Consider the following 20,591-nt stretch of genomic DNA (forward strand, 5'->3'; position numbering starts at 1 on the left):
ATAAATGTTTGCCAAAATGAATAAAAAATATACAACTACCCATACTGATACAAAAAATAAAATTGGAGGGTTTTAGTGTGGGAAGAAAATCAAAAGAAAATGAAATGATTCAATTGGATTCACTACAAATCCAATTTGTGAGCGGATTTGAAACGGAATGGGCAAAAACGCTTGCATCGATACTATGTCATCAGCTGAAGAGAAGGCTTGAGGAGGGGGAGTTACAAGATGAAAAAAACGGTGATGTACATTAGACAATCACTTGATACAGATAAACAAAAAAATTCCCTTGAGATGCAACGATCGCATTGTTTGGAGTATGCCAAGCAGCGAGATTGGATCGTCGATGAAGTATACAATGAAGGAAAATGTTCGGCACGTAAAACAGATATGAAGGAACGTCTTCAATTAACACGACTGCTAAACGATTGTAAGAAAGGAACAATCGGACGCATTCTGATTTTTAAACGAGACCGATTGGCACGAAATGTTGAACAGTATCTTGATATTTTAAATCAAATTCGTTTATGCAAAGTAGAATTGCATTTTGCGGCAGACAATGAACCGCCTCTTTTTGGTGGCGTTGCATCAGATTTAATTGAATCACTTTTGGCTGGAATTGCGGAGTATGAAGGAAATAACATTGTTAGGAGGCTCATTAATTCAAAAAAAACTGCAGCTGGTGAAGGAAGATGGGCAGCAGGATCGTACCCATATGCCTATATCAAGAAAAATGAAGACCAACCAGGTGTTCTTAAAATCGATTCATCAAAAGAGAGAATCGTGAAAGCGTTATACGCTTTGGCTAAAATCGAGCTCTGTACGAAAAAGGTTGTTGACTTTAAGGCTTTTTATGAAACAGTTCAAAAAAAGAAACTGCTAAAACAGTTAGATGAAAAACAAGTTTGGAAAATCTTAACCCAACCACTACATAAAGGGGTGATGAGTCAAACAATTGATGGGGAGGAATACAATCGAGCAGCGCCTGATCTTTTAATTGTAACTGTGGACAGTTGGGAAGAAGTAAATGATGCATTATCTTTGATGAAACCACCAAGTGGTGTAGAGAAAAAAAGTGAAGAAGATGAAGTGATTGTGCCAAAGTTAGTAGGGATTGCTCATTGTGCATCGTGTGGAGAACCTTTCGTGGCTACGCCAAAAATGTACAAGTGTAAAACAAAGGGGTGTAAAAATTCACCACATATTGAACGAGTTGATCAAGATGTACTCTTTACTGTTCGAAATAGGTTACTGGAAAAGGGAATGAAAGAATGGGAGACTGTGCGGGATCAACTTCAAAAATTGTTAGTGGAACCATTTGAAAAAAAGGCACATTCATTAAAACATCAAATCGAATGCCTTGAACAAAAAATTATGGAAAACGTTAAACAGCATGTGAAAACGAGTGGTGTGATTGATTTAAATGTATCATTCGTTGAAAACTATCGTGAGAATATAATCGAATTGGACTTTGTTGAATCGCGCTGTTTTTCGATCAAGTCTTTTGTACAATTGCTAACGAAAGAGAAAGAACTGGATCGAGTAAAGAAAGAGGGGTTAAAACCAATGGAAATCAACTCTCTTTTACAGTTAGTGAAACGGGTGGATTATGCAAAGGGAATTAAAGAGGTTTCATTTATTTGCAATGAACGAAAGGGTTGCTTACTGTGAAAAAAACAGAAAAACGTACACCAGAAGAAATTCTAGCGTCCGCGGTTAAAGTTGCCTTTTACGGTCGCGTCTCCACAAGTGAACAACGGGTTGATTCGCAGCAAAAAAATATCGTGACTGATTATTTAGCTCAACATGGTCAGGTACTGGGGGCAGATTCAGAATATGAAGATGAGATAAGCGCATATTCAAAAGGGTATGAAGAAAGGGAAAATTTCCCCCGATTATTACAGGATTTAGAAGACGGGTTGTTTGATGCGGTCGTCGTATCAGACCGCGACCGCATTTCGCGTCAAACATCTGAACATTTCAAACTGCGAGATAAACTTGAAAAATTAGGGATACCAATTGTCATTGCCTCACGAAATGAGCTGTATCAGCAAGATGATTTAATTCGGAATTTAATTGAAGATAGTTTAACAAAATTTGAATCAGATACGATTTCGAATCGAACAAAATCAGCTCTTCGTACGCTCCGTGACAAACAAGCGTATCTTGGTGGACGACCGCCGTTTGGATATCGGACAGAGAAAATTGAGGAAATACGGAAAGGGAAAAGAGATTATCGAGTGGTCGGATTTACCCCAATTGCAGAACAAATTGAACAGGTGAAACAGATTTTTCAACTGTACCGAAAACATCACACCTTAACCAACATTGCAAATGAACTGGAACGTAAGGAGGGCAAGTCGGAGACAGACAGTAAAGAAGAAAAGAAAGTTTGGACGAGTAACAAAATCAAAAACATTTTACTCAACCCAATTTATACTGGGAATCTTGTGTACAACCGTTATAGTGAGGAAAAAGGTGCAGTGTTTAAGCCGATAGAAGAGTGGGTCTGGTATCCTTGCAAATTAATTGCTGACCCGATTTTACCGATGGAAGAATGGCTCTATTGTTGGCACTTATATACGAGCCGCGAGAAACACGATCGGCACACAAATAGTTCGTTTTATCTTAATCATATGCTTCGTTGTCACTGTGGGGAGAAGATGCTTGGAAAAGATCAGCGAACGAATCAAAAAGGGAAAAGTGGGGTCTATGGATATCGGTATTACATTTGTCAAAATCAGACGTGTCGTGAAAAAATCATGGCGGATGAATTACATTACATGGTTATCGGAAAAGTATTTCATCACTGTTTAACACCTACCTATGTAGGTGAAATCGTTAAAGCAAACTTGCAGCAAGAACTTTACGAAAAACGGAAGAGTATCGAAACTTTGAGCCAGGTGATACATGAAGAAGAAGCGTTTCTTATCTCTTTAAATCGTTTGCAATCCAAGGTTGAAACAAAAGATATTCTTCTTCATGACTCATCAAACCCGCAGGCACTTGCATATTTAATTTCAAAACGATTAAGTGAGGAGCGAATCGAACAGGGAAGAAGGATGACAAAGAGACTTCAAAAAGATGAAGAGATTATTAAAAAGTTAGTAGACGATCACGACAAACTTGAGAAACAGATGAGAGCGTTCACAGAGAAACCGCATTGGACAAAACTGTCACATTATGAAATTCGCAAACTACTTCTAATAGCGGTTGTTTCGTGTCGGTTGACTGCGAGTAACCGAGTGAGCCTAACGTTGAGAAAGGAAGAGGAAGAAGAAATTGATGTAAAGGGCTTAAAATAAAGAGGCAATTCTCAAAAATCGAGAATCGCCTCTTTTTTTGCGATAAAAATGAAGTGATTTTCCACCTTGGGGTGAATTCCAGTTACAAATAAGGTATGGACAGATTTAATCAAATTTAAAAATCGTTTTTGAGAGACATTCGACACCACTTCGACTCTTCGTTGGTGAATAAAGAGATTAGTAAATTAATAGCAATATCGAAATATGGGAATCAGGAAATTCCCATATTTCTCGGTCGTAAAATAAGGCTCGTACAAAAACTCGGTGAAGGAGAAGAAAGGGATCCCTTTCTTCTTCTCCACCGAGTTTATAAACCCTTGATATAGCTGGAATGTACAAGCTACAAGGGGTTTGTCGATATTTGAAACTATTTGTATAATAGGTCTCAAAAACCTACAAAACATTTCTCGGTCGTAAACTTTTTGACAACATTTTTCTCGGTAGTAGTTCTTACTATTGTTATGTTACTATTGTAAGTTTACGAGAGTAACATGACAATAGTAAGCTTACAAAAAAATCTTACATAAGTGAAGTTACAATAGTCATTTTACTAAAGTAATGACTCATGAAATTGGAGTTGTCCACATATACTGTACAAGCAGATTTTGCTAGGGGGGTTGTACATGGAAAGTGAACGCTACTACAATGTACACGAAGCACTTTATTTCATGAAAAAACACTATGTGACGGAAAGCCAGCAAGTATTGACTAGGTTCATTCGAGAAAACCGCCTATTCGCTACTAAAATGCCGTATGGCTATATCATCAAAGAACAAGATCTATTTGATTTCATCGATTCTCAAAATGAGGGTATTGTGAGAATCATGGAAGTGTATGATGCTTATGTTGATGAATTTGAAGAAAAATTTAAAAAAGAGAAACGTGAAGAAGAAAAAGATGAAATGAATATTGAAAAAGAAGAATTACGATTCAATACAATTGAAGAGCAGTTAAATAAATTAGTTGACTGCGTAGAAAATTTAGCTAGTTTATCCGGTCAAGATAGAGAATTAACAGAAATCGACCATTTACTAGTACCTGAGAAACAAATTACAGCAACAAAACAAACTCAAGTAGTTCATGGAAAAAAAACAGCGAAAAGTAATACACCTGTTGGACAAATGACACTAGAAGATTTTTCAAATGAAATAGTAGGTAACATGGAAAATAAAGATCCTTTAACCTTATTTGTCAAAATATCACAACATCGAATGGTTCATCACTATTTACCTAAATTAATTCAAGCCGTTCAAGAACTTGATTCACATCAGTTATGGAGTAAAGAAGGGTCGTGTGTTAATTCAGTGGGCGGCATTGTTCTTCATATATGTGAACACGTAAAGAGAAATACGATTCGATTCTCTGATCCGAATAATAAAGGGTTTGTGAAAGGGATTGAAGATATTTTTCCAGAATCTGACATATCATCTCAAGAATTGTTTCAACAGATTAATGAATCTTTTACTGAATTGAACGAAGTAATGAAGCAGTTAATAGACAATTTGCCAAACGAAATTGATATGCACAGCCTATATCATTTGGTTGAACATACAGGATATCATCTTGGTCAGATTGTTGATCGCTCTAAACGTTTATTACATAAATCTTTTGATTTCTGTCAAAATGGATTGAGTGAACAATCGTTACGAACAATGATTGAAGAAGATAAGTGAAGGATTTTCTATGGAGAGATTCTGTTTCAATGTTGTTTTAAAAAATCAGTTAAAAATCGTTTTTACGGACCTGCGAATTAATCTAATACTTAAAGGGATTGGTATTTATACCAATCCCTTTATTTAATCATTATTCAAGTGTCATCTTCATTTAATTCATCGTTAAGTATATCACGAATATAACTCTTCCAAAAAGATAAAACCTTTGCAGATGAATATGTAATAAATGTGATTGCCTTGAATTTACTGTCCAGGGATAATTGGTGATATTATGGAATTTCAAGAAGCATTCGTTTAATTGCTAAAATTTCAGATTGTTTAATCCTTCGTTCTTTAGCTAATTTAAATAAATGATTTTTTTCATCAATTGAAATGGTTAAATCGTAAATCATATTAAGAGTATTCTGACTCAGTGGATGATTTGTTAGTTCATTCTCATTTTGAATAGATAGGGGTACCGACTCACTATATTGAAAATCCTTTAACATTTTCCTTGTTATTAGACTTTGATTAATTAATTTTTGTTTATTAATTGTCCGATGATTACTTAATGTTGTGTTTAATTTTTTTTTGGTTTGCGGAGACGTACGATAGAGCATGGAAAGTCTACGAAAATATTTTAATAGCTGCTTATCCATACTAGTAAAATCCTCAACCAAACAAAGAACATTCTCCTTATCATTGTATAAATAATTTAATTTGTGTATTGCCCCTGTTGCATAGTATAAATCTGCTTGGGGATCTTTTTCGACAGGAACTAGGAGATCGTACGCATCGAAGTATGATTTTAATTTTCTTAATCTCCCTTTTGTCGCCTCTTCAAAGTGCTCGTGAAAAACGGGAACGATCTTCTTCTTATTTACATAAAGAATCTGAACATTCTTCATAGTCACCACCTCATTTATTTGTATGAGCTATGAAAATTGTCCTATGCTATTCAAGCTATATTTCATCCGCTCCATTCAAAGGACTAAAAATGTTCTAGCAAAGCAAAGGAAGAAGTACATAATTGAGTCTATTTATACTATTCATTTAATCTACAAGATTAAAAATATGTGATCCTTTTCCGAAAAATTATTGATCAATTTAAATAATTTAAGGAGAAGTAGTAAATTGGAAGAAGAGACTATTTAGTTTTATTGCGAGTATCTGAGTTTAAATAATTTAATTTTTAAACACTATAAATTTCTAAGTTGGATAGTACCTTTTAAACATTTAAATGTATGTGTATATACAAAAAAAATTTTTCTTTACTATTATTTTAGTGGAATATATAGTTATATATGGAATTAAATGTAAAATTCTTTAATATTTTATCAACGAAAGTATTAAACGTACTTTAATAAAAGGAAATACGATAGTAAGAATTATCAAAATTAATGTTAATTCTCTTTTTATTTATCTGAATATTTTAAAGTTATTGATCATTTCGTTAGATTAAAATAATATTAATGTGTAAAAAGGTAGGGGAATAGGTGTTTAGTCAATTAAATAATAATAAACATTATATTACAGTTAGACAAATCATGAAGAATAAACTTACTTTCGAATGGAGTTCAGTAGAAAGGAAGGAACAAATATGGAGGTTATATTTTTATTTTATAGTTCTAATTTTTTCAGTATTTACTATTTTTATCAATTTAGATAAATGGTATACGTTTGAGCCATTAATAATTTCATTAGGTTGCATAGTTGTTTTGCAATTTCTATTAGTCTACTTATTGAATAACAAGGAAATTCAATTTTTGATATTTGATGTCTGCCTTCATTTAAGATGGTTATATCCATTTGCAAATTGGATTTCAAATCATTTTATTATGATTTCAATATTGATTTTATTTTCTATAACTGGAATTGACGCCCCGAACATATTTATCATTGCAGCCGTTATAATATTGGTTATTGTTCACATAATAACTCAATATTCACAAGAAAAGGGGTCAAATAATCCTTATATTAGTTTATGGCTTGGATTAATCGGTACATTTATTGGCTTTACGTTATCAGCATACGCACAGGGAGCTTTTAATGAGAAACATAATAAAAGTAATTTAATTTCTACTTTAGATATAGCCATTGAGAATGCATCTACTAATTCTTCTACGCTTGATTCTCAAATACGTGATATTTTGTATAGGGTAAAAGAAAAGGAAGAAATAACTCCTAGTGACGTATTGGAGTCTTCAATTAAAAATAATGCTTTAGAACAGATATTAATTGATGGGGAACTAAATAATAGCTTGTCACAAATTGGTAAAGAAAGATTAAGTGATTCATACTGGGACTCACTGAATATATTGCTTGACAGTGATGCTCAAACCGAATTAAGAAATAAGTACGAGAAAGTTAAAAATAAAAAAAATGATAAGGACTATCAAGAATATATAAAATCTTGTTTAGATTTATTAGAAATTGAAAAGATTTCTCAAATTGGTATAAGCGAATTCTTGGAAATAGAAAAACAGTATCAAAATAAATCAATAAATGAAAAAGAGTATGAAGATCGCTTAACAGAGTTTTGGGAACGCTTTAATGGTTACTCTAAGAATATTAATAAGACCACATTTAAAGATTATTTGGATATATTACCTGATGATGATCATACTCTTTATATAGATCCTATTACTATTACAATGGTAGAAAGCAGTTATGAGAAAAGTTTAAAAGAAAGACTTGAAAATAATCATAATAACATAAAATAGAAGTTGAAAATTCGTTTAAATGGTTTAAAATATATGTTTAATTAGATTTCTATTTATAATCGAATCGCAATTAAAACTTTGGAAACGAATAGGGATAATGGAAGAATCCACGTCTTGAAAGTTATTTATGCTAAAATTCAAAGGTAACTAAACCAACAATAGTTTGTTGAAGATTTTCAATAAAGAAATTTTTTAACCCATGTTATACTACTTTTGACAAGCCAAATTCCTTGCCTTAAGTCGGGAATTTGAAGGTTTTGGTATTTATTGGTGTTTTTGAGTTAGATTTGCTTTTTAACAAGGCGTAAGTTAAATGAAATAGTTTATTTACACAAGCAATTACTGTTTCGGGTAACAAAACTTTCAGAACTAATTATTTTTGTAGTTCAGCTTCTTCAAAATAAGCTATCTAACTGCTGTTATCAGGTAACTTCATTTCTCTCCTCTTCTTTAACGTAAACCATATTGCATCTGGCACACTTGAATTAACGAAGTCTTCATCATTAACTCCACCTCGCTATTTATGATACGGGTGGGGATGAAATATTCTGTCTAGATCTTAACTTAGTAAATGAAGAGAATGAGCCCAAGGTAGTGGCAATATTTAAGGGTGAAGATTTTAGTGATAGTGAACAAGACTTTGAAGTAATCGCAGAAGATTTCGGGGACTTCTTATTCGAAATTGTTAATGATGAATTAGATGATAATGATGAACTAGATGATAATTAAATAAAAACCTAAAAACCCCAAATCCTTCTGAGGATTTGGGGTTTTTCAGAATGTTGAAAAACAACTTAGTCAACAGAACTATGCATATAAAAAAATCTTAGTTAAAAGATATCGGTCCATATCCATAACCGACTTAAAACCTAAAAATGGTACATGTTCCCTTTTAATTAAAATCAAGCAGTTCATTCAATATGGATTCCTTATTTACGAGCGAATCCATATTATCAAGATAAACCATACGATACACCAAAAGCAAGTAAAGATTCATGGCGTAAAACGGTTGAATTTTTTTCTGAAAACTTAAAAGAAAGTTTAAAATGACCCTCACATTTATGCGAGGGTCATTATTTTTGTTTGGAAAGAAAATATTCCAACCCATTCTCTATTTGCTGCACTAAAAATTCAGCTTCTACTTGATTTACTTCTTCAAGTTGAGCTACTTGTTGTTGGATTCGTTGCAATCGTTCTGTAAAACATGAACTCGTTTCAATTGGAATGAGTTGTAACTCTTCCTGCAATTTTTCGAGTAAAACGAGTTTGACTGTATCGGATTTTCCTGTTTCTAGATTACTAAGGTAACCAGGTGATACGCTCAGTTCCTTTGCAAATTCATTCAACCCAATCCCTTTACGAAGGCGTAACTCTCGAACTTTTTTCCCTAACTCCTGCATCATACGATTTTTCCTCCAAAATTTGTCGTCAAATTACGATATGCAAGATCGAAGATGTCCTATAACTAAGGAATTCGCTAATACATGAAATAGTTCCTTTGTTGGAAAAGCTGACTGTTTGTCGAATCTATTGTTTTTATATAATTTATTTTAGAATCGTGAGAATTGTTGAGTACAGAAGGGATAGTTAGAGATCTGTATTTCGTAAGAAGAGAGGAACAAGTGATTAATAATGGGGTCATAATGGAATAAAGTGTTATGTCAATCATTTGTGAATCAAAGTCCCAATTCACTTTAATTAATACAAGAAACTCTTCAAAAGTAATGAATCTTGAAGGATAATGGGTTTTTTTTGTTCCGGCATGTAAATGTTCGATTTCTTTTTCAGGAGGATTTTTCTTAGCAACTTCTCTTTCATATCGAATATAAAAATCATCTTCTTTTTCACCTGAAGTTCTTTTTCCGAAATGATAGTTATATTCATATAAGTAGAGTTTATCTTCTACTTGTTCGTAAAATAAAATTTCGTGAAATTGAATATAGCAATCTGTTTTCTTTATTTCAAACTCATTTTTCTCTTTCCTTTCGTAAGGCATTATATTGGAGATAAGAAAAGGAAAGAAATACTTTTCTTCTCCTTCTTTATTCTTTAACACGACCGAACCATCAATTGGCGTGATGTCAATAAATTTATATTTTTATCGATATTGATTCCTTTTTGGGTGTTCATAACCATGAGCTGATTGCTTACTTTTCTTTTTAACTTTTCATAATAGTTATCAACATCACCAACAGAAATATAATTCAGTTCTTCAAATTTCACTTTGCCTTTTTTCGGCAAAAGTTGTCTTAACTTTTCAACTTTCTCTGAGTTCTTCATCTTCTATGTCCTTTATCAGTGTGTACCATATTTTCATATCTGAATTACCTTCGAATTCGGATTTTTCATACCAAGGAAGGAAATCTTTTGATGTCATTGCATATTCCTGTTCGCAATATTTAATGAATTCGTCAAAATCAATAGAACGTGGTTCTGATAAAACACCTTTCTGCTTTAATTTTTCAATATGCGCTAATCGTCGCTTTTCAATCTCTTCGTAAGTTACCTTTTTTTCTAAACCCTTCACCTAATTATTAATTACGGCAGGGAGTTGACCAACAAAAGGTAGTACAAAGTTTCCTTTACGAAAGATACGATTGTGGTCTCTGCCTTTTAATCTATTATATTTACGAGTTTTAATGACAGTACCTTTTTTGATAATATATACTCTTGTCACAGATTAACCTCCAACATTTTTCAGTTAATAAAATAGTACCAAAACAAAGCCATTTAAACAAATGACAATATAAAAAGACATTAGTCTCTTTCTAACTCATTTAATAGGAGAAATAAAGGGATGAATTGAACCTTCAATATTAACCCATATATTTTTTATAATAAATATGTAATAAAAAAACACTTGAATAGTTTTCAAGTGTTTAAAAACAAAAACCTATATCCTTTATTAAGAAATCGCCCTTCTGGTAACAATTCGTTGTGTACAACACATTGATTTCGGGTTTCTTCATTAAAGAAGGAAACAAATTTCCTTTTGAAAAGGCAAACGCATTTTTTCCGCCAAACCCAAGTAACAAATGTTCTTCTCCCAACTGCTTAATGAAGTTGGGACGTTGAAGACAGCTCTGAAAAGCAGGTTTCGGATTTTTCATGCCAAATGGTTCAAGTCGTGCCATATCTGAAAACAGTGTGTCAGGAAATGCATCAATCTGACAATTGACTAAATAATGGTGATGAATCGGTTTCATCGTCTGACGTTTGGCTGCTTGTTGAATACCATGGCGGAAACAACTAATATGTAGTTCGTCTGGTGTAATGGAGAAACCAGCAGCAGCAGTATGTCCTCCAAACTTTTTTAACAAAAATCGACAGCTTTGGATTGCTTGAATGATGGAAAAGCCAGGTACATTGCCACTTCGTGCAGAGCCAACGCCGTGATGATTGATCACGATACAGGGCTTTTTATGTCGTTCCGCTACACGTGACGCAATCAATCCAATAATTCCAGCATGAAACTCCCCATGAATGACAATCACCGCATCTTCAGACCAGCAGTTATCATGAATGAGTCTATTTGCCTCATTTACGTGTTGTGCGGTCATGTTCTTCCGTAACGTATTCGTCTCAATCACTTTAACCCACTCGTCTAGTGAAGCATAATTACGTAACAATAAATCTAATAAAATATTAGGATCGGAAATACGTCCCATGGCGTTAAATATCGGACCAACAGAAAAGGCAATGGTTGTACTATCAAACTGTTTAATTTTTAAAAGTTTACGAAAAAGAGTTGGTAGAAAACTAGATTCTTCATTTAAATAACGTATACCCAGCCAGGTGATGAGACGATTTTCATCTGTCAAGGGCATCAGGTCGGCAATGGTTCCAATACAGGCATACATCACGAGTTCTTTACACTGTTCCATAAACGATAATTTTAACGTTTCAAATAATGCTTGGATCACTTTTAAAGCCACGCCTGCACCTGCTAAGTAAGGAAACGGATAAGTATTGTCACTTCGTTTTGGATTAATAAACGCATAACAGTTAGGTCGAACACCGAGTACTTCGTGGTGATCCGTGACGATTACATCAATTCCTTTTTCATTGGCGATTTGAATGGCTTCATGTGCACTGGTTCCATTATCGACCGTTAGGATCAATGAAATACCTTCGGGTAAATCATTCATGACTTTTGCCGATAACCCGTATCCTTCTTCGCGTCTAGGCAGTCGAGCCGTTACGTTTCCGCCAAGCATTTGGATTCCTTTTGTTAATAAGGTGGTGGAGGTAATCCCATCGCAATCATAATCACCAAAAATCATGATCTGTTCTTTTCGATGAATGGCTTGAATAACTCGGATGACTGCTTCCTTCATATCGTTTAAGAGAAATGGTGAATGATGATTTGAACTAGACGGGTGAAGGAAGTGATATACACCTTGTTCACTTTGGATGCCAGCAAGAAATAATTGATACATGAGGAGTGGATGGATGGTATGTTCTTTTGCAAGTGCTAAAATCAGCTCTTTTTTCTCTTTGATATGAGTTGGGACCATTATTTTTTTCCATGATGAATATGTCATTGTTGTTCCTCCTAAAACGTTACTACTAAAAAGTATGACCATTACAAAATCTAATTATTCATATAAATAAATATCGTGTTTATTATTATAAATAGAATTATTTTATCTTTTATTTGTAAAAACCATTCCGTATTCAACATAAATGGCAGTTTAGTTCAACGTTTCATAGGATATGTCGATAATGATGTTTTTTTTATATTTAGTAGAAATATAGTCAATAACATAAAGAACTATCAGAAAAATGTCGTTTTTAACTTACTGAAATTATTGGTAAATGCTTATTCGATATTTTATACAATTTCATATGAAAAGCTTTTTAAAATAAGGAAAACTGCTGGGACTCGTAATGCACTATTTCGATAAAGTAAAAAAAAGCAGGTCATAAGTTTACCAACTTTTCATTTACAACATATCTACTCTTCAATTCCCCTCACATAAATAGAATTTTTTTCCTTCGAAAAGGTAATTTTATTTTTTTAACACAATAAAGTATGAGATTTTAAACCATACTGAGGAGGAAAACATATGAAAGATTATCGCTTGAGTTTCGAGACACTAAAAATAGAATTAGAAAAAGTAATGGACGAAAATGAAAATGTTATTGTGGAGATATTGTTACGAGTAATGGAATATTTAGATGTGTTTAAAGGAATAAATGAGTATTTTGTGAAAACAAAGGAGGGAATTGTAGTTTTTCCTTATGAGTACGTAATAAATCAGTATGATTTTGAAAATGATACAGTCATATCACCATCAACTTGTTACCTATTATGGGAAAAAACTGAAAGTGCAAAAAAGTTAATTAAAGATTATCAGGATTTAATGGTAATTTTTCACTCGTAGAACTTCAGTCTTATAAAGTCTTAGCCAAGTAGGACAAGGCTTCCATCTAACCAAAGTATTAAGTGCAAAAAGTCGTAGGCAATTTTTAGAAAACAATTTAATACAATAGAACAATTGTTATTGCTATTAAGAAATCAAGCTTTATTAAATTACATCACTATTCTTTGGAAATTAAAAACCTGATTAGGATCAGTGATTTACCCGATTTTTCGAAATGATAAACGAGTACAAAAGCAGTAAGTACTTGAAAAGTTGAATCATCTTGAATAAGAATTCTATTGCATTAAATGTAAATGAGAAGGAAATAAAGTATTTACTTGAAAAAATAATGTAAAACACCTTGAATAAATTAAAGGTGTTTTACATATGCAAATAATTCATTACTAAAAAATAAACTACACTTTTATCAAATTAATAAAAAAAGTAAGTTTATCTATGTTACTATTCTTTGTAACCTTCTAAAAAACCTTCTCTATAAGCTCCCATATAATTAGTAATTCGATCAGATAAAGATAATTCTCGATCCTCAAGAATATTATATATAGATTGGTTTAGAACTTTCTCTGGAAGCTCTCTTGAACCATATTTTTCCCTTAAGTAACGTGCACCTTTTCCATCCCAGCTTCTCAAAATCTCGTCAATATAACCTTTAATTTTTGGCGGATATCTTTCATCATCCAAATTGTAAAGGTGTTCAACTTGTTTTCTTTCAAGTTCTGTTACAAATTGTACAGACCAAATTGACATATTTGCATCTACCATCTTTTTACTTAATTTCATGGCAAGTTGTTTTTCATATAAAGTAAGAAGTAAATTAATCTCATTTATTAGCTTTTTTTTATCCAAATTGTCATTGCAATTGCCTTGATATAGATTTGAAAGATTTCGGATGAAACTCTCTCTTTCTAATGTGTTAGTTGCCTCCATTTTTTACACCTCCAAAGATTTTCTTCTGCATGTTCATGCTTATTCTATCCATGAGTGGTCAGCTCCGAAATATTATTTTCCATTTTCAAGTAGAACATGCGCCAATAGTAAATACCCAATTTTGAATTGTTCGACGGTGTAAACTTAGTAATAAAGAATGTTTAATTTGGTTGTTTTCTTTATTTAAAATGGAAAAGAAATTCTGTTATGGAGGAAATATATTGAACAAGTTGAAAAAAATCTAAATTTTCAACTACATGTATAGAAAATATGGATTGGTATCTAGATTGAATTGAAAAGGATTGTTTTGCACTAGTAATATATAACTTTAATGATTTTTCAATTTCGGAATTAGAGCTTAAAAATAATTAATAGTTTTAAAGTAACTTTTTGGGAGGAGGAAATAGTCTATACTATGGTTGAGGGAGAAGAAAAATCCTCTAATCTATTTAGTAAATTAGTATAACATTATAAGTTTACAGCTTGTAGACAAATGGAATATATTATTTATCTAAAAGCTTTTTTATGAAAGTGAATGTGTGGGGCAGTATTAGTCAATTGCAGGAAAACTAGATCTTATAATGTCAATCTCGATTAATTATTTTTTAGTTTATTTAAGTGGTTTATCATTAATAAGAGCTTTTTAAAAGAATTATTTTAGTAATACCGAATAAATTGAATAAAGAATTAAGGCTCGCTAAAATTAGCAAGCCTTAGTTGTAAACTTATCTGATTATAAAAGTTTACCCATTGATTTACTTCAAATCGATTTTTGTCCCCTCACGAACAGTCCAGTTTGGTTTTACTACTATTTTATCTTTTTCCTTTAAGCCTTTAAGTATTGCAACCCATCTGCCCTTTTTTTGACCTGTTACAACCTTTTGTTTATGAATCTTGCCCTTTTTTAGTAGATATACAAATTTCGATTTTCCAGCTTCCTTTATACTTGTATTAGGAACGGATAGCATGTCTTTTGATTCAACTACAACTTTCAACTTGGTATCAAAGCCAGGATAAAGTCCTTTTTGAGTATCTAGGCTTGCTTTAAAGGTATAATATAATGCAGATTCTTTTATAGACTTGTCCTTTTTGGTAGATGTTTTATGAGTTGGGTAATCACTAACCCCTGTTATTTTCCCTTTCCATTTCTTATCTGGAACTACTTTTGATGTGACTGCTATCGATTGCCCTAAAGAAATTTTTGTTTTTTCTTGCTCAGTAAGTGTACCTTCAATCTGAAGCGGTTCATTTGTAGCGATTTGAATAATGGAAATTTGCTGTTTATTTGTTGCTTGATAACCTAGCCCAATATCTTGGTTAAGATTAGTTATTACGCCATCAATATTACTTTTTACGGTTAATGATTCTTGTTGGGTTTTTAGCTTTTCGTCCTCAAAGGAATATTTTTGTACGTTTAACTCTGCTGCATATAGCTCTTTCTTTGCTGCATTTAGTTCAGCTTGAAGTGATTGAATTGTTGTCTCATTCATTATTGTAGCTGAAGTAGCTTCTTGAATCTCTTGATCAATTGATGTAACTTGTTCACTCAACTGTGCAACACTTGTTTCCGCTAGTTTTTTATTTACTTCGACCTGTCCTATTTCTGCCTCAACTGTTGGATCATCATAAGAAAATAGGTTTTGCCCTTTTGTAACAGTTTCTCCTGCTTTTATATAAATTTCTTTCACTGTTCCTTTGGATGGATTTAAATAAATGGTTTCGGAATGACCTGGGACAACGTGACCGAGAACTGTTTTTGTTTTATTATAATTTTTGACTGTTGGACTAATAAACTCTAATGTCTTAGATTTACTTTTTCTAACTTCTATGTAAACTACGCTTACGATTGCAGAAATTAATAAAAGAATAATAGTACTAATTAAAATTAATCTCTTCTTTCGCGGAGTAGATTCATATTTATTTTTTTCCTCATTAAACTCTATTTTTTTCATCATGATACCCTTTCTATTAAAAAAGAAACAATCTATTTAATTTCTAACTTTCAAAATTTGCTTAGATATGATTTGTCATTCCTTTTTTTAATCCGTTTAATAAATATCTTGAACTTTTTTGAATATCTAATTTGAATCATCAATACACCTTATGATCAAAAAAGTTAGTGTTACAAGTTAGAAAGTTTATTGTAATGAATATAAAAAGTCAATATTAAAAATCTTCCAGTGTTTTTTATCAATATAATTCAGTTTTTTAGAAGTTATAATGGGGATAAAGAAGCACAACAAGAAGCAATCGGTGAAATGAGACCGCCAGGTAATGGAGGAACACCAGGTATAGGGTATATTTTCATCAAAGGCGCAAAAGCCGTCGGCAAAAGTGTTATTTATGTTGCAAAATAGTTAAAATATGCTGAAAAATATGGTATAAAAACATATAAAGCTTTAAAGAAAAAATTAAAAGGAACGGGGTTAGAAGCCCATCATATTATCGAACAGAGACTTTCCCCAGCATTAGATTTTAAGATACTAAATCGTATCTAAGCGTGGCTGTAACTAAAGCAGAACATCAAGTATTTACAAATAGATGGAGAAAACTAATCCCATATGGAACGACAGATCGCAATCTATCAAAAGATTATATATACGAGGTAGCAAAGAAAGTATACAAGGGCTATCCAAAATTACTTAAAGCTGCAAAAGAAACTATCTACCACAACTGAGGAGGAAAAAATGAGATTTAAACACAGGTATACATTTAATAAAGGGAATAAAAAGCTCGAAGAATTTCTTACTTTAAATGAAATTCCTTTTGATTTGGAGTATGGTATCGGCGTTTTGAAATTTTTGAAGATAATGAACTTTGGGAAGAAATAAATAAAAATGCTAACCAGTATGATTTATTATCTTTAGTAGAAACTATCTATTCGCCGAAAGAGTTTAACAATGCGGAATGGCTAAGTGTCAGAAGTAAATGGAGATGGGCATATCCTCAGCCAGAAACAAATGTGGCATTTAAACATATCACCTACAATGATGAAAAACTTTGTGATGGTTGCGGGCGTGGACTCGTTCAGAAAGATAGTTTTAGACTGAAAAAGGAACCTAAATGGTCGAGTAGGAATTTTCTAATGCTGAATTGGATTGAAGATGAATTATTTATTAGTAGCAAAGCGAAGGATAAATTGCAGAAGAGTACGCTAAAAGGTATTCATTTTTGTGATGTTAAACGTGCTAAAGATAATGAGATTTTTGAAGATGTATATCAACTTCATATTAAAGAGCAACTTAGTCCTGGCATGATTGAAGATAATGAACCAATAGCAATTACGATACTCTGTCATAAATGTGGCGGAACCAAATTTATTCATAGCGGAAAGGGATTTAAATATCATAATAGTGTAATTGAAAATGTAGATGTAGATATTATAAAGTCTTCTGAAGCCTTTGGAGACGGTCATATGTGTGCAAGAATAATTTTCGTTTCTCAAGATTTCTATCAGTTTCTAAAGAAAAATAAGTTGGACAGGAATTTGGAATTCGAACCAATTTTATTGGTTTAAAACTACAATGGTTGAACAAGAGATGGAGGAACTTCACAGTAAGTGAAGTTCTTTTTTTCATATTTAGCTAATTTCCTTCATACATTGGAAGTAATGAACCACTTAGGAGGGACAAACATGGTGAATAAAAATGAACAATCGTTAGCCTATACAATTGAAGAAATTACTGAAATTGCGAAAGGATTTGGACTTGATTTTTATCCAATGCGTTATGAGATTTGTCCAGCCGATATTATTTATACGTTTGGAGCATATGGGATGCCTACACGATTTTCACACTGGAGCTTCGGGAAACAGTTTTATAAAATGAAGCTTCACTATGATCTTGGGCTCAGCAAAATTTATGAGCTGGTGATTAACTCAAATCCTTGTTATGCATTTTTACTAGATACTAATAGTCTCATTCAAAATAAACTCATTGTGGCGCATGTCCTTGCGCATTGCGATTTCTTTAAAAATAATGTGCGGTTTAGTAATACGAAGCGAGATATGGTTGAAAGTATGACAGCAACAGCGGAACGAATTAAGAGTTATGAACATGAACATGGAAAAGAACGTGTCGAGTCGTTTCTTGATGCAGTTCTAGCGATTCAAGAACATATTGATCCATCTATTGTTCGAAATCAGTTACCTTGGTCATTGCATGATAAGGAAGACATCGTCCCAGATCGAGTGACACCATATGATGACTTATGGAATCTTGAAGGGAAAAAGAAGGATCTGAATCTTGTCCATCAAAAACAAAAACACTTTCCACCTCAACCTGAAAAAGATCTATTACTCTTTATCCAAGAATATAGCCGTGAATTAGATGAATGGCAGCGCGATATCATGACAATGTTGCGAGAAGAAATGGTCTATTTTTGGGCACAGCTAGAAACGAAAATAATGAATGAGGGATGGGCAAGTCTGTGGCATCAACGAATTGTACGAGAACTTGACCTAACTTCAGGGGAAGCTATTGAATTTGCGAAATTAAATGCGGGTGTCGTGCAGCCTTCTAAAACAGGTATTAATCCGTACTATCTTGGAATTAAAATGTTTGAACACATTGAAGAGCGATACAATAACCCGTCCGACGAAATGAAAAAACAAGGAATAAAGCCAGGTTCGGGAATGGAGAAAATTTTTGAAGTGCGAGAACTTGAATCGGACACTAGCTTTATCCGAAACTATTTATCAAAAGAACTCGTGATGAGAGAAGATATGTACTTATTCCAAAAGCAAGGAAAAGAATACAAAATTAGCGATAAGAGCTGGGAAAACGTACGTGATCAACTCGTCAATATGCGGACGAACGGAGGTTATCCGTATATTACGGTAAATGATGGCGATTATATGAAAAATGGAGAACTCTATTTAAGTCATGCGTATGAAGGCATTGAACTCGATGTCAAATACTTGGAAAAAGTGCTACCGTACCTTTATCAGTTGTGGGGGCGACCAACACATCTCGAAACGAAGATTGAAGGGAAAAACGTATTATTTAGTTATGATGGAAAGAATATGCATCGAAAGTATATTTAAACCGCCTTTTACAGGCGGTTTTTATAAAGGGATAAGTTTCAGGGGGATTCGATATGGGACGTAGAAAATCGAGAAAAAAGTCTTCAGATCTTTCAAATATGGAAAGCATTATCTTAATCGGTATAATTTCATAAGTTATCTTACTGAAAGTTAGAAAAATCGTATCGAGTTCGTTCGAAAAAGTACAACATACTTTCACGAATTTTTCGGGGCTTCAATGGTTACTTTTTTTCGATTTATTATTTTCTAGTGTGATCGTTATTAGTAGAATTCGTTCAATGTTAAACCATAATAAAGTGGTAATCCCAAAAGAAGAAAGAGATAAACAGAAAGTAAGTACTATGAAAAAGATACCTAGGATTTCAAGTTGCGAGGGACTAATCGTAATGTATCCATTTGTATCCATTTGATTTTGAACGGTATATTGCTGATTTATTTTCTAATCAAGGATATACAGCAACCGTAACACCAAAACAGGTGATGGTGGGAAAGACAATAAAGGGGAATTGCATATAGTCGAATGCAAACGATACAAGAAAGTCAACAAAATAACCGTAAACATATTCAGCAATTTCATAGTGTGTTGAATGATGTTGGTGCCGAATGTGGTTAATTTGTCACAATGAGTTATTTGACGGAACCTGCTATTGAATATGTGAGTGATAAACTGATTGTGCTCATTGATCTTAATGCACTAGAAGAGATGATTGATGAGGTAAAACAAATTTTTAATCCTTTAAAAAGAAGCTCTGTTTAAGTTAGTTAGTTTTACTCATCCACATCTAACCTCACAATTTGGTGATATAACAGCGAAACTGCTCCTATTGTTAGGCCAGTAACCCCACATCCTTCTACAGCAATACTAACATAAATAATGTCTATTGACACGTCTAAACCAATAAATTTTTGACTATCCTTCATAATATAAACGGCTCCTTTTTGTTTGTAGCTCGGGTATATCCTAAATATTTTAATGGGATATTTAAAAATAGAATGCGAAAAAACCAGTCATATCAAAGGGTGTATCCTAAACAAGTAAACCAGTATAAATGTTTAGGATACACCCAAAAGTATCATTCGATAAGAAAGAAGACAAAACAATTAATAGCTTTTGTCTTCTTTTTTTATAATATTTCAAATAATCACCCTTTGATATGTTAATTTAAATTATTAACATATCAAAGGGTAATTAAAATGGAAAAAAGTATAAAAGGTTATCTAGTCCCAGGTATTATCATGATATAATTTAATTGAAAATAATTGAAAAAATAAGGAAGTTAAAGGACTTTGTGACCACAATAAGGAAATGGTTGTAATAGATCAAAAAAGGACGGTATCAATTAGAAAGATGTTGAATGGAGTTACTTACGGAGAGTGGGGAAAACATTAGTAGGTTTATTAATTGCATGAGGAATATATATGTAGTATTAATAATAAAAAGGTTGACTCCAAATTGGTTTACGTTCTCCATTATATTTCAACTTGGCAACATTAAACTTTACGCGGTAGATACTCTATAAGAAAATATTAATAGAAGTTGCACTCTATATAAA

22 protein-coding genes are annotated in these 20,591 nt (G+C 32.7%); 12 read left to right on the plus strand and 10 right to left on the minus strand.

The annotated features are described in order from the left end of the window. Positions 1-77 precede the first annotated feature (77 nt). From ACFCYN_RS04495 to ACFCYN_RS04510, 4 genes are all read left to right on the plus strand, one after another. Positions 78-254 (plus strand): hypothetical protein, encoded by a 177-nt coding sequence (locus ACFCYN_RS04495; RefSeq protein WP_375947787.1) that lies wholly within the window; start codon positions 78-80, stop codon positions 252-254. Then, entirely contained in the window at positions 229-1,671 is a 1,443-nt protein-coding gene (locus ACFCYN_RS04500) for a recombinase family protein (RefSeq protein ID WP_375947789.1), read from the plus strand. Before ACFCYN_RS04495 ends, ACFCYN_RS04500 begins: the two co-directional genes overlap by 26 nt. After that, entirely contained in the window at positions 1,668-3,305 is a 1,638-nt protein-coding gene (locus tag ACFCYN_RS04505; protein WP_375947791.1) for a recombinase family protein, read from the plus strand. The genes ACFCYN_RS04500 and ACFCYN_RS04505 overlap by 4 nt, the downstream gene beginning before the upstream one ends. Positions 3,306-4,465: 1,160 nt before the next feature. Continuing rightward, a complete protein-coding gene (locus ACFCYN_RS04510) occupies positions 4,466-4,978 on the plus strand; it encodes a hypothetical protein (protein ID WP_375947839.1) in 513 nt (170 codons plus the stop codon). 269 nt (positions 4,979-5,247) lie between these two features. Here the strand turns inward: ACFCYN_RS04510 and ACFCYN_RS04515 are convergent, their stop codons facing one another. Beyond that, positions 5,248-5,865: a hypothetical protein gene (locus ACFCYN_RS04515; protein WP_375947793.1), complete on the minus strand. Its 618-nt coding sequence runs from the start codon at positions 5,863-5,865 to the stop codon at positions 5,248-5,250. A gap of 588 nt (positions 5,866-6,453) precedes the next feature. Here ACFCYN_RS04515 and ACFCYN_RS04520 point away from each other — a divergent pair. Together ACFCYN_RS04520 and ACFCYN_RS25530 are read left to right on the plus strand one after the other, a co-directional pair. Next, positions 6,454-7,680 carry a hypothetical protein gene (locus ACFCYN_RS04520; RefSeq protein WP_375947795.1) on the plus strand — a complete coding sequence of 409 codons (1,227 nt, stop codon included), beginning with the start codon at positions 6,454-6,456 and terminating at the stop codon, positions 7,678-7,680. A 594-nt stretch (positions 7,681-8,274) separates the two neighbouring features. Beyond that, positions 8,275-8,409 (plus strand): hypothetical protein, encoded by a 135-nt coding sequence (locus tag ACFCYN_RS25530; protein ID WP_483867239.1) that lies wholly within the window; start codon positions 8,275-8,277, stop codon positions 8,407-8,409. A 344-nt stretch (positions 8,410-8,753) separates the two neighbouring features. Here the strand turns inward: ACFCYN_RS25530 and ACFCYN_RS04530 are convergent, their stop codons facing one another. The 6 genes from ACFCYN_RS04530 to recJ form a co-directional block, all read right to left on the minus strand. After that, positions 8,754-9,083, minus strand: a complete 330-nt coding sequence (locus ACFCYN_RS04530) for a helix-turn-helix domain-containing protein (protein ID WP_375947797.1) — start codon at positions 9,081-9,083, stop codon at positions 8,754-8,756. Between the two features lie 74 nt (positions 9,084-9,157). After that, the gene (locus ACFCYN_RS04535; RefSeq protein ID WP_375947799.1) at positions 9,158-9,736 is read right to left on the minus strand and encodes a hypothetical protein; all 579 of its coding nucleotides are present in this window, start codon (positions 9,734-9,736) and stop codon (positions 9,158-9,160) included. Next, positions 9,730-9,960 carry a hypothetical protein gene (locus ACFCYN_RS04540; protein ID WP_375947801.1) on the minus strand — a complete coding sequence of 77 codons (231 nt, stop codon included), beginning with the start codon at positions 9,958-9,960 and terminating at the stop codon, positions 9,730-9,732. Before ACFCYN_RS04540 ends, ACFCYN_RS04535 begins: the two co-directional genes overlap by 7 nt. Continuing rightward, positions 9,938-10,207 (minus strand): hypothetical protein, encoded by a 270-nt coding sequence (locus ACFCYN_RS04545; protein WP_375947803.1) that lies wholly within the window; start codon positions 10,205-10,207, stop codon positions 9,938-9,940. The genes ACFCYN_RS04540 and ACFCYN_RS04545 overlap by 23 nt, the downstream gene beginning before the upstream one ends. Next, positions 10,208-10,357, minus strand: coding sequence for a hypothetical protein (locus ACFCYN_RS04550; protein WP_375947805.1), 150 nt, complete (start codon positions 10,355-10,357; stop codon positions 10,208-10,210). Positions 10,358-10,559: 202 nt separating this feature from the next. Further along, positions 10,560-12,224 carry a single-stranded-DNA-specific exonuclease RecJ gene (gene recJ, locus ACFCYN_RS04555; protein ID WP_375947807.1) on the minus strand — a complete coding sequence of 555 codons (1,665 nt, stop codon included), beginning with the start codon at positions 12,222-12,224 and terminating at the stop codon, positions 10,560-10,562. A 525-nt stretch (positions 12,225-12,749) separates the two neighbouring features. Here recJ and ACFCYN_RS04560 point away from each other — a divergent pair. After that, on the plus strand, positions 12,750-13,067 hold the full coding sequence (locus ACFCYN_RS04560; protein WP_375947809.1) for a hypothetical protein: 318 nt from the start codon (positions 12,750-12,752) through the stop codon (positions 13,065-13,067). Positions 13,068-13,508: 441 nt separating this feature from the next. On the opposite strand, the gene ACFCYN_RS04565 is transcribed toward ACFCYN_RS04560, so the two are convergent. After that, positions 13,509-13,994 carry a hypothetical protein gene (locus ACFCYN_RS04565; RefSeq protein ID WP_375947811.1) on the minus strand — a complete coding sequence of 162 codons (486 nt, stop codon included), beginning with the start codon at positions 13,992-13,994 and terminating at the stop codon, positions 13,509-13,511. Between the two features lie 755 nt (positions 13,995-14,749). Then, positions 14,750-15,946: an efflux RND transporter periplasmic adaptor subunit gene (locus tag ACFCYN_RS04570; protein ID WP_375947813.1), complete on the minus strand. Its 1,197-nt coding sequence runs from the start codon at positions 15,944-15,946 to the stop codon at positions 14,750-14,752. Between the two features lie 228 nt (positions 15,947-16,174). On the opposite strand from ACFCYN_RS04570, the gene ACFCYN_RS04575 reads away from it, so the two are divergent. The 5 genes from ACFCYN_RS04575 (at position 16,175) to ACFCYN_RS04595 (ending at position 19,795) form a co-directional block, all read left to right on the plus strand. Further along, positions 16,175-16,351 (plus strand): hypothetical protein, encoded by a 177-nt coding sequence (locus ACFCYN_RS04575; RefSeq protein ID WP_375947815.1) that lies wholly within the window; start codon positions 16,175-16,177, stop codon positions 16,349-16,351. A 330-nt stretch (positions 16,352-16,681) separates the two neighbouring features. Continuing rightward, positions 16,682-16,825, plus strand: a complete 144-nt coding sequence (locus tag ACFCYN_RS04580; RefSeq protein WP_375947817.1) for a hypothetical protein — start codon at positions 16,682-16,684, stop codon at positions 16,823-16,825. Between the two features lie 254 nt (positions 16,826-17,079). Beyond that, positions 17,080-17,511 (plus strand): hypothetical protein, encoded by a 432-nt coding sequence (locus ACFCYN_RS04585; RefSeq protein ID WP_375947819.1) that lies wholly within the window; start codon positions 17,080-17,082, stop codon positions 17,509-17,511. Positions 17,512-17,628: 117 nt separating this feature from the next. Continuing rightward, positions 17,629-19,038, plus strand: coding sequence for a SpoVR family protein (locus ACFCYN_RS04590; protein WP_375947821.1), 1,410 nt, complete (start codon positions 17,629-17,631; stop codon positions 19,036-19,038). Between the two features lie 622 nt (positions 19,039-19,660). Then, positions 19,661-19,795, plus strand: a complete 135-nt coding sequence (locus ACFCYN_RS04595) for a hypothetical protein (protein ID WP_375947823.1) — start codon at positions 19,661-19,663, stop codon at positions 19,793-19,795. 11 nt (positions 19,796-19,806) lie between these two features. On the opposite strand, the gene ACFCYN_RS04600 is transcribed toward ACFCYN_RS04595, so the two are convergent. Further along, positions 19,807-19,959, minus strand: coding sequence for a hypothetical protein (locus ACFCYN_RS04600; protein WP_375947825.1), 153 nt, complete (start codon positions 19,957-19,959; stop codon positions 19,807-19,809). Positions 19,960-20,591: the final 632 nt, after the last annotated feature.

The organism is Gottfriedia sp. NPDC056225, assembly GCF_042267765.1.
In the GTDB taxonomy this organism is placed as follows: domain Bacteria; phylum Bacillota; class Bacilli; order Bacillales; family Bacillaceae_G; genus Gottfriedia.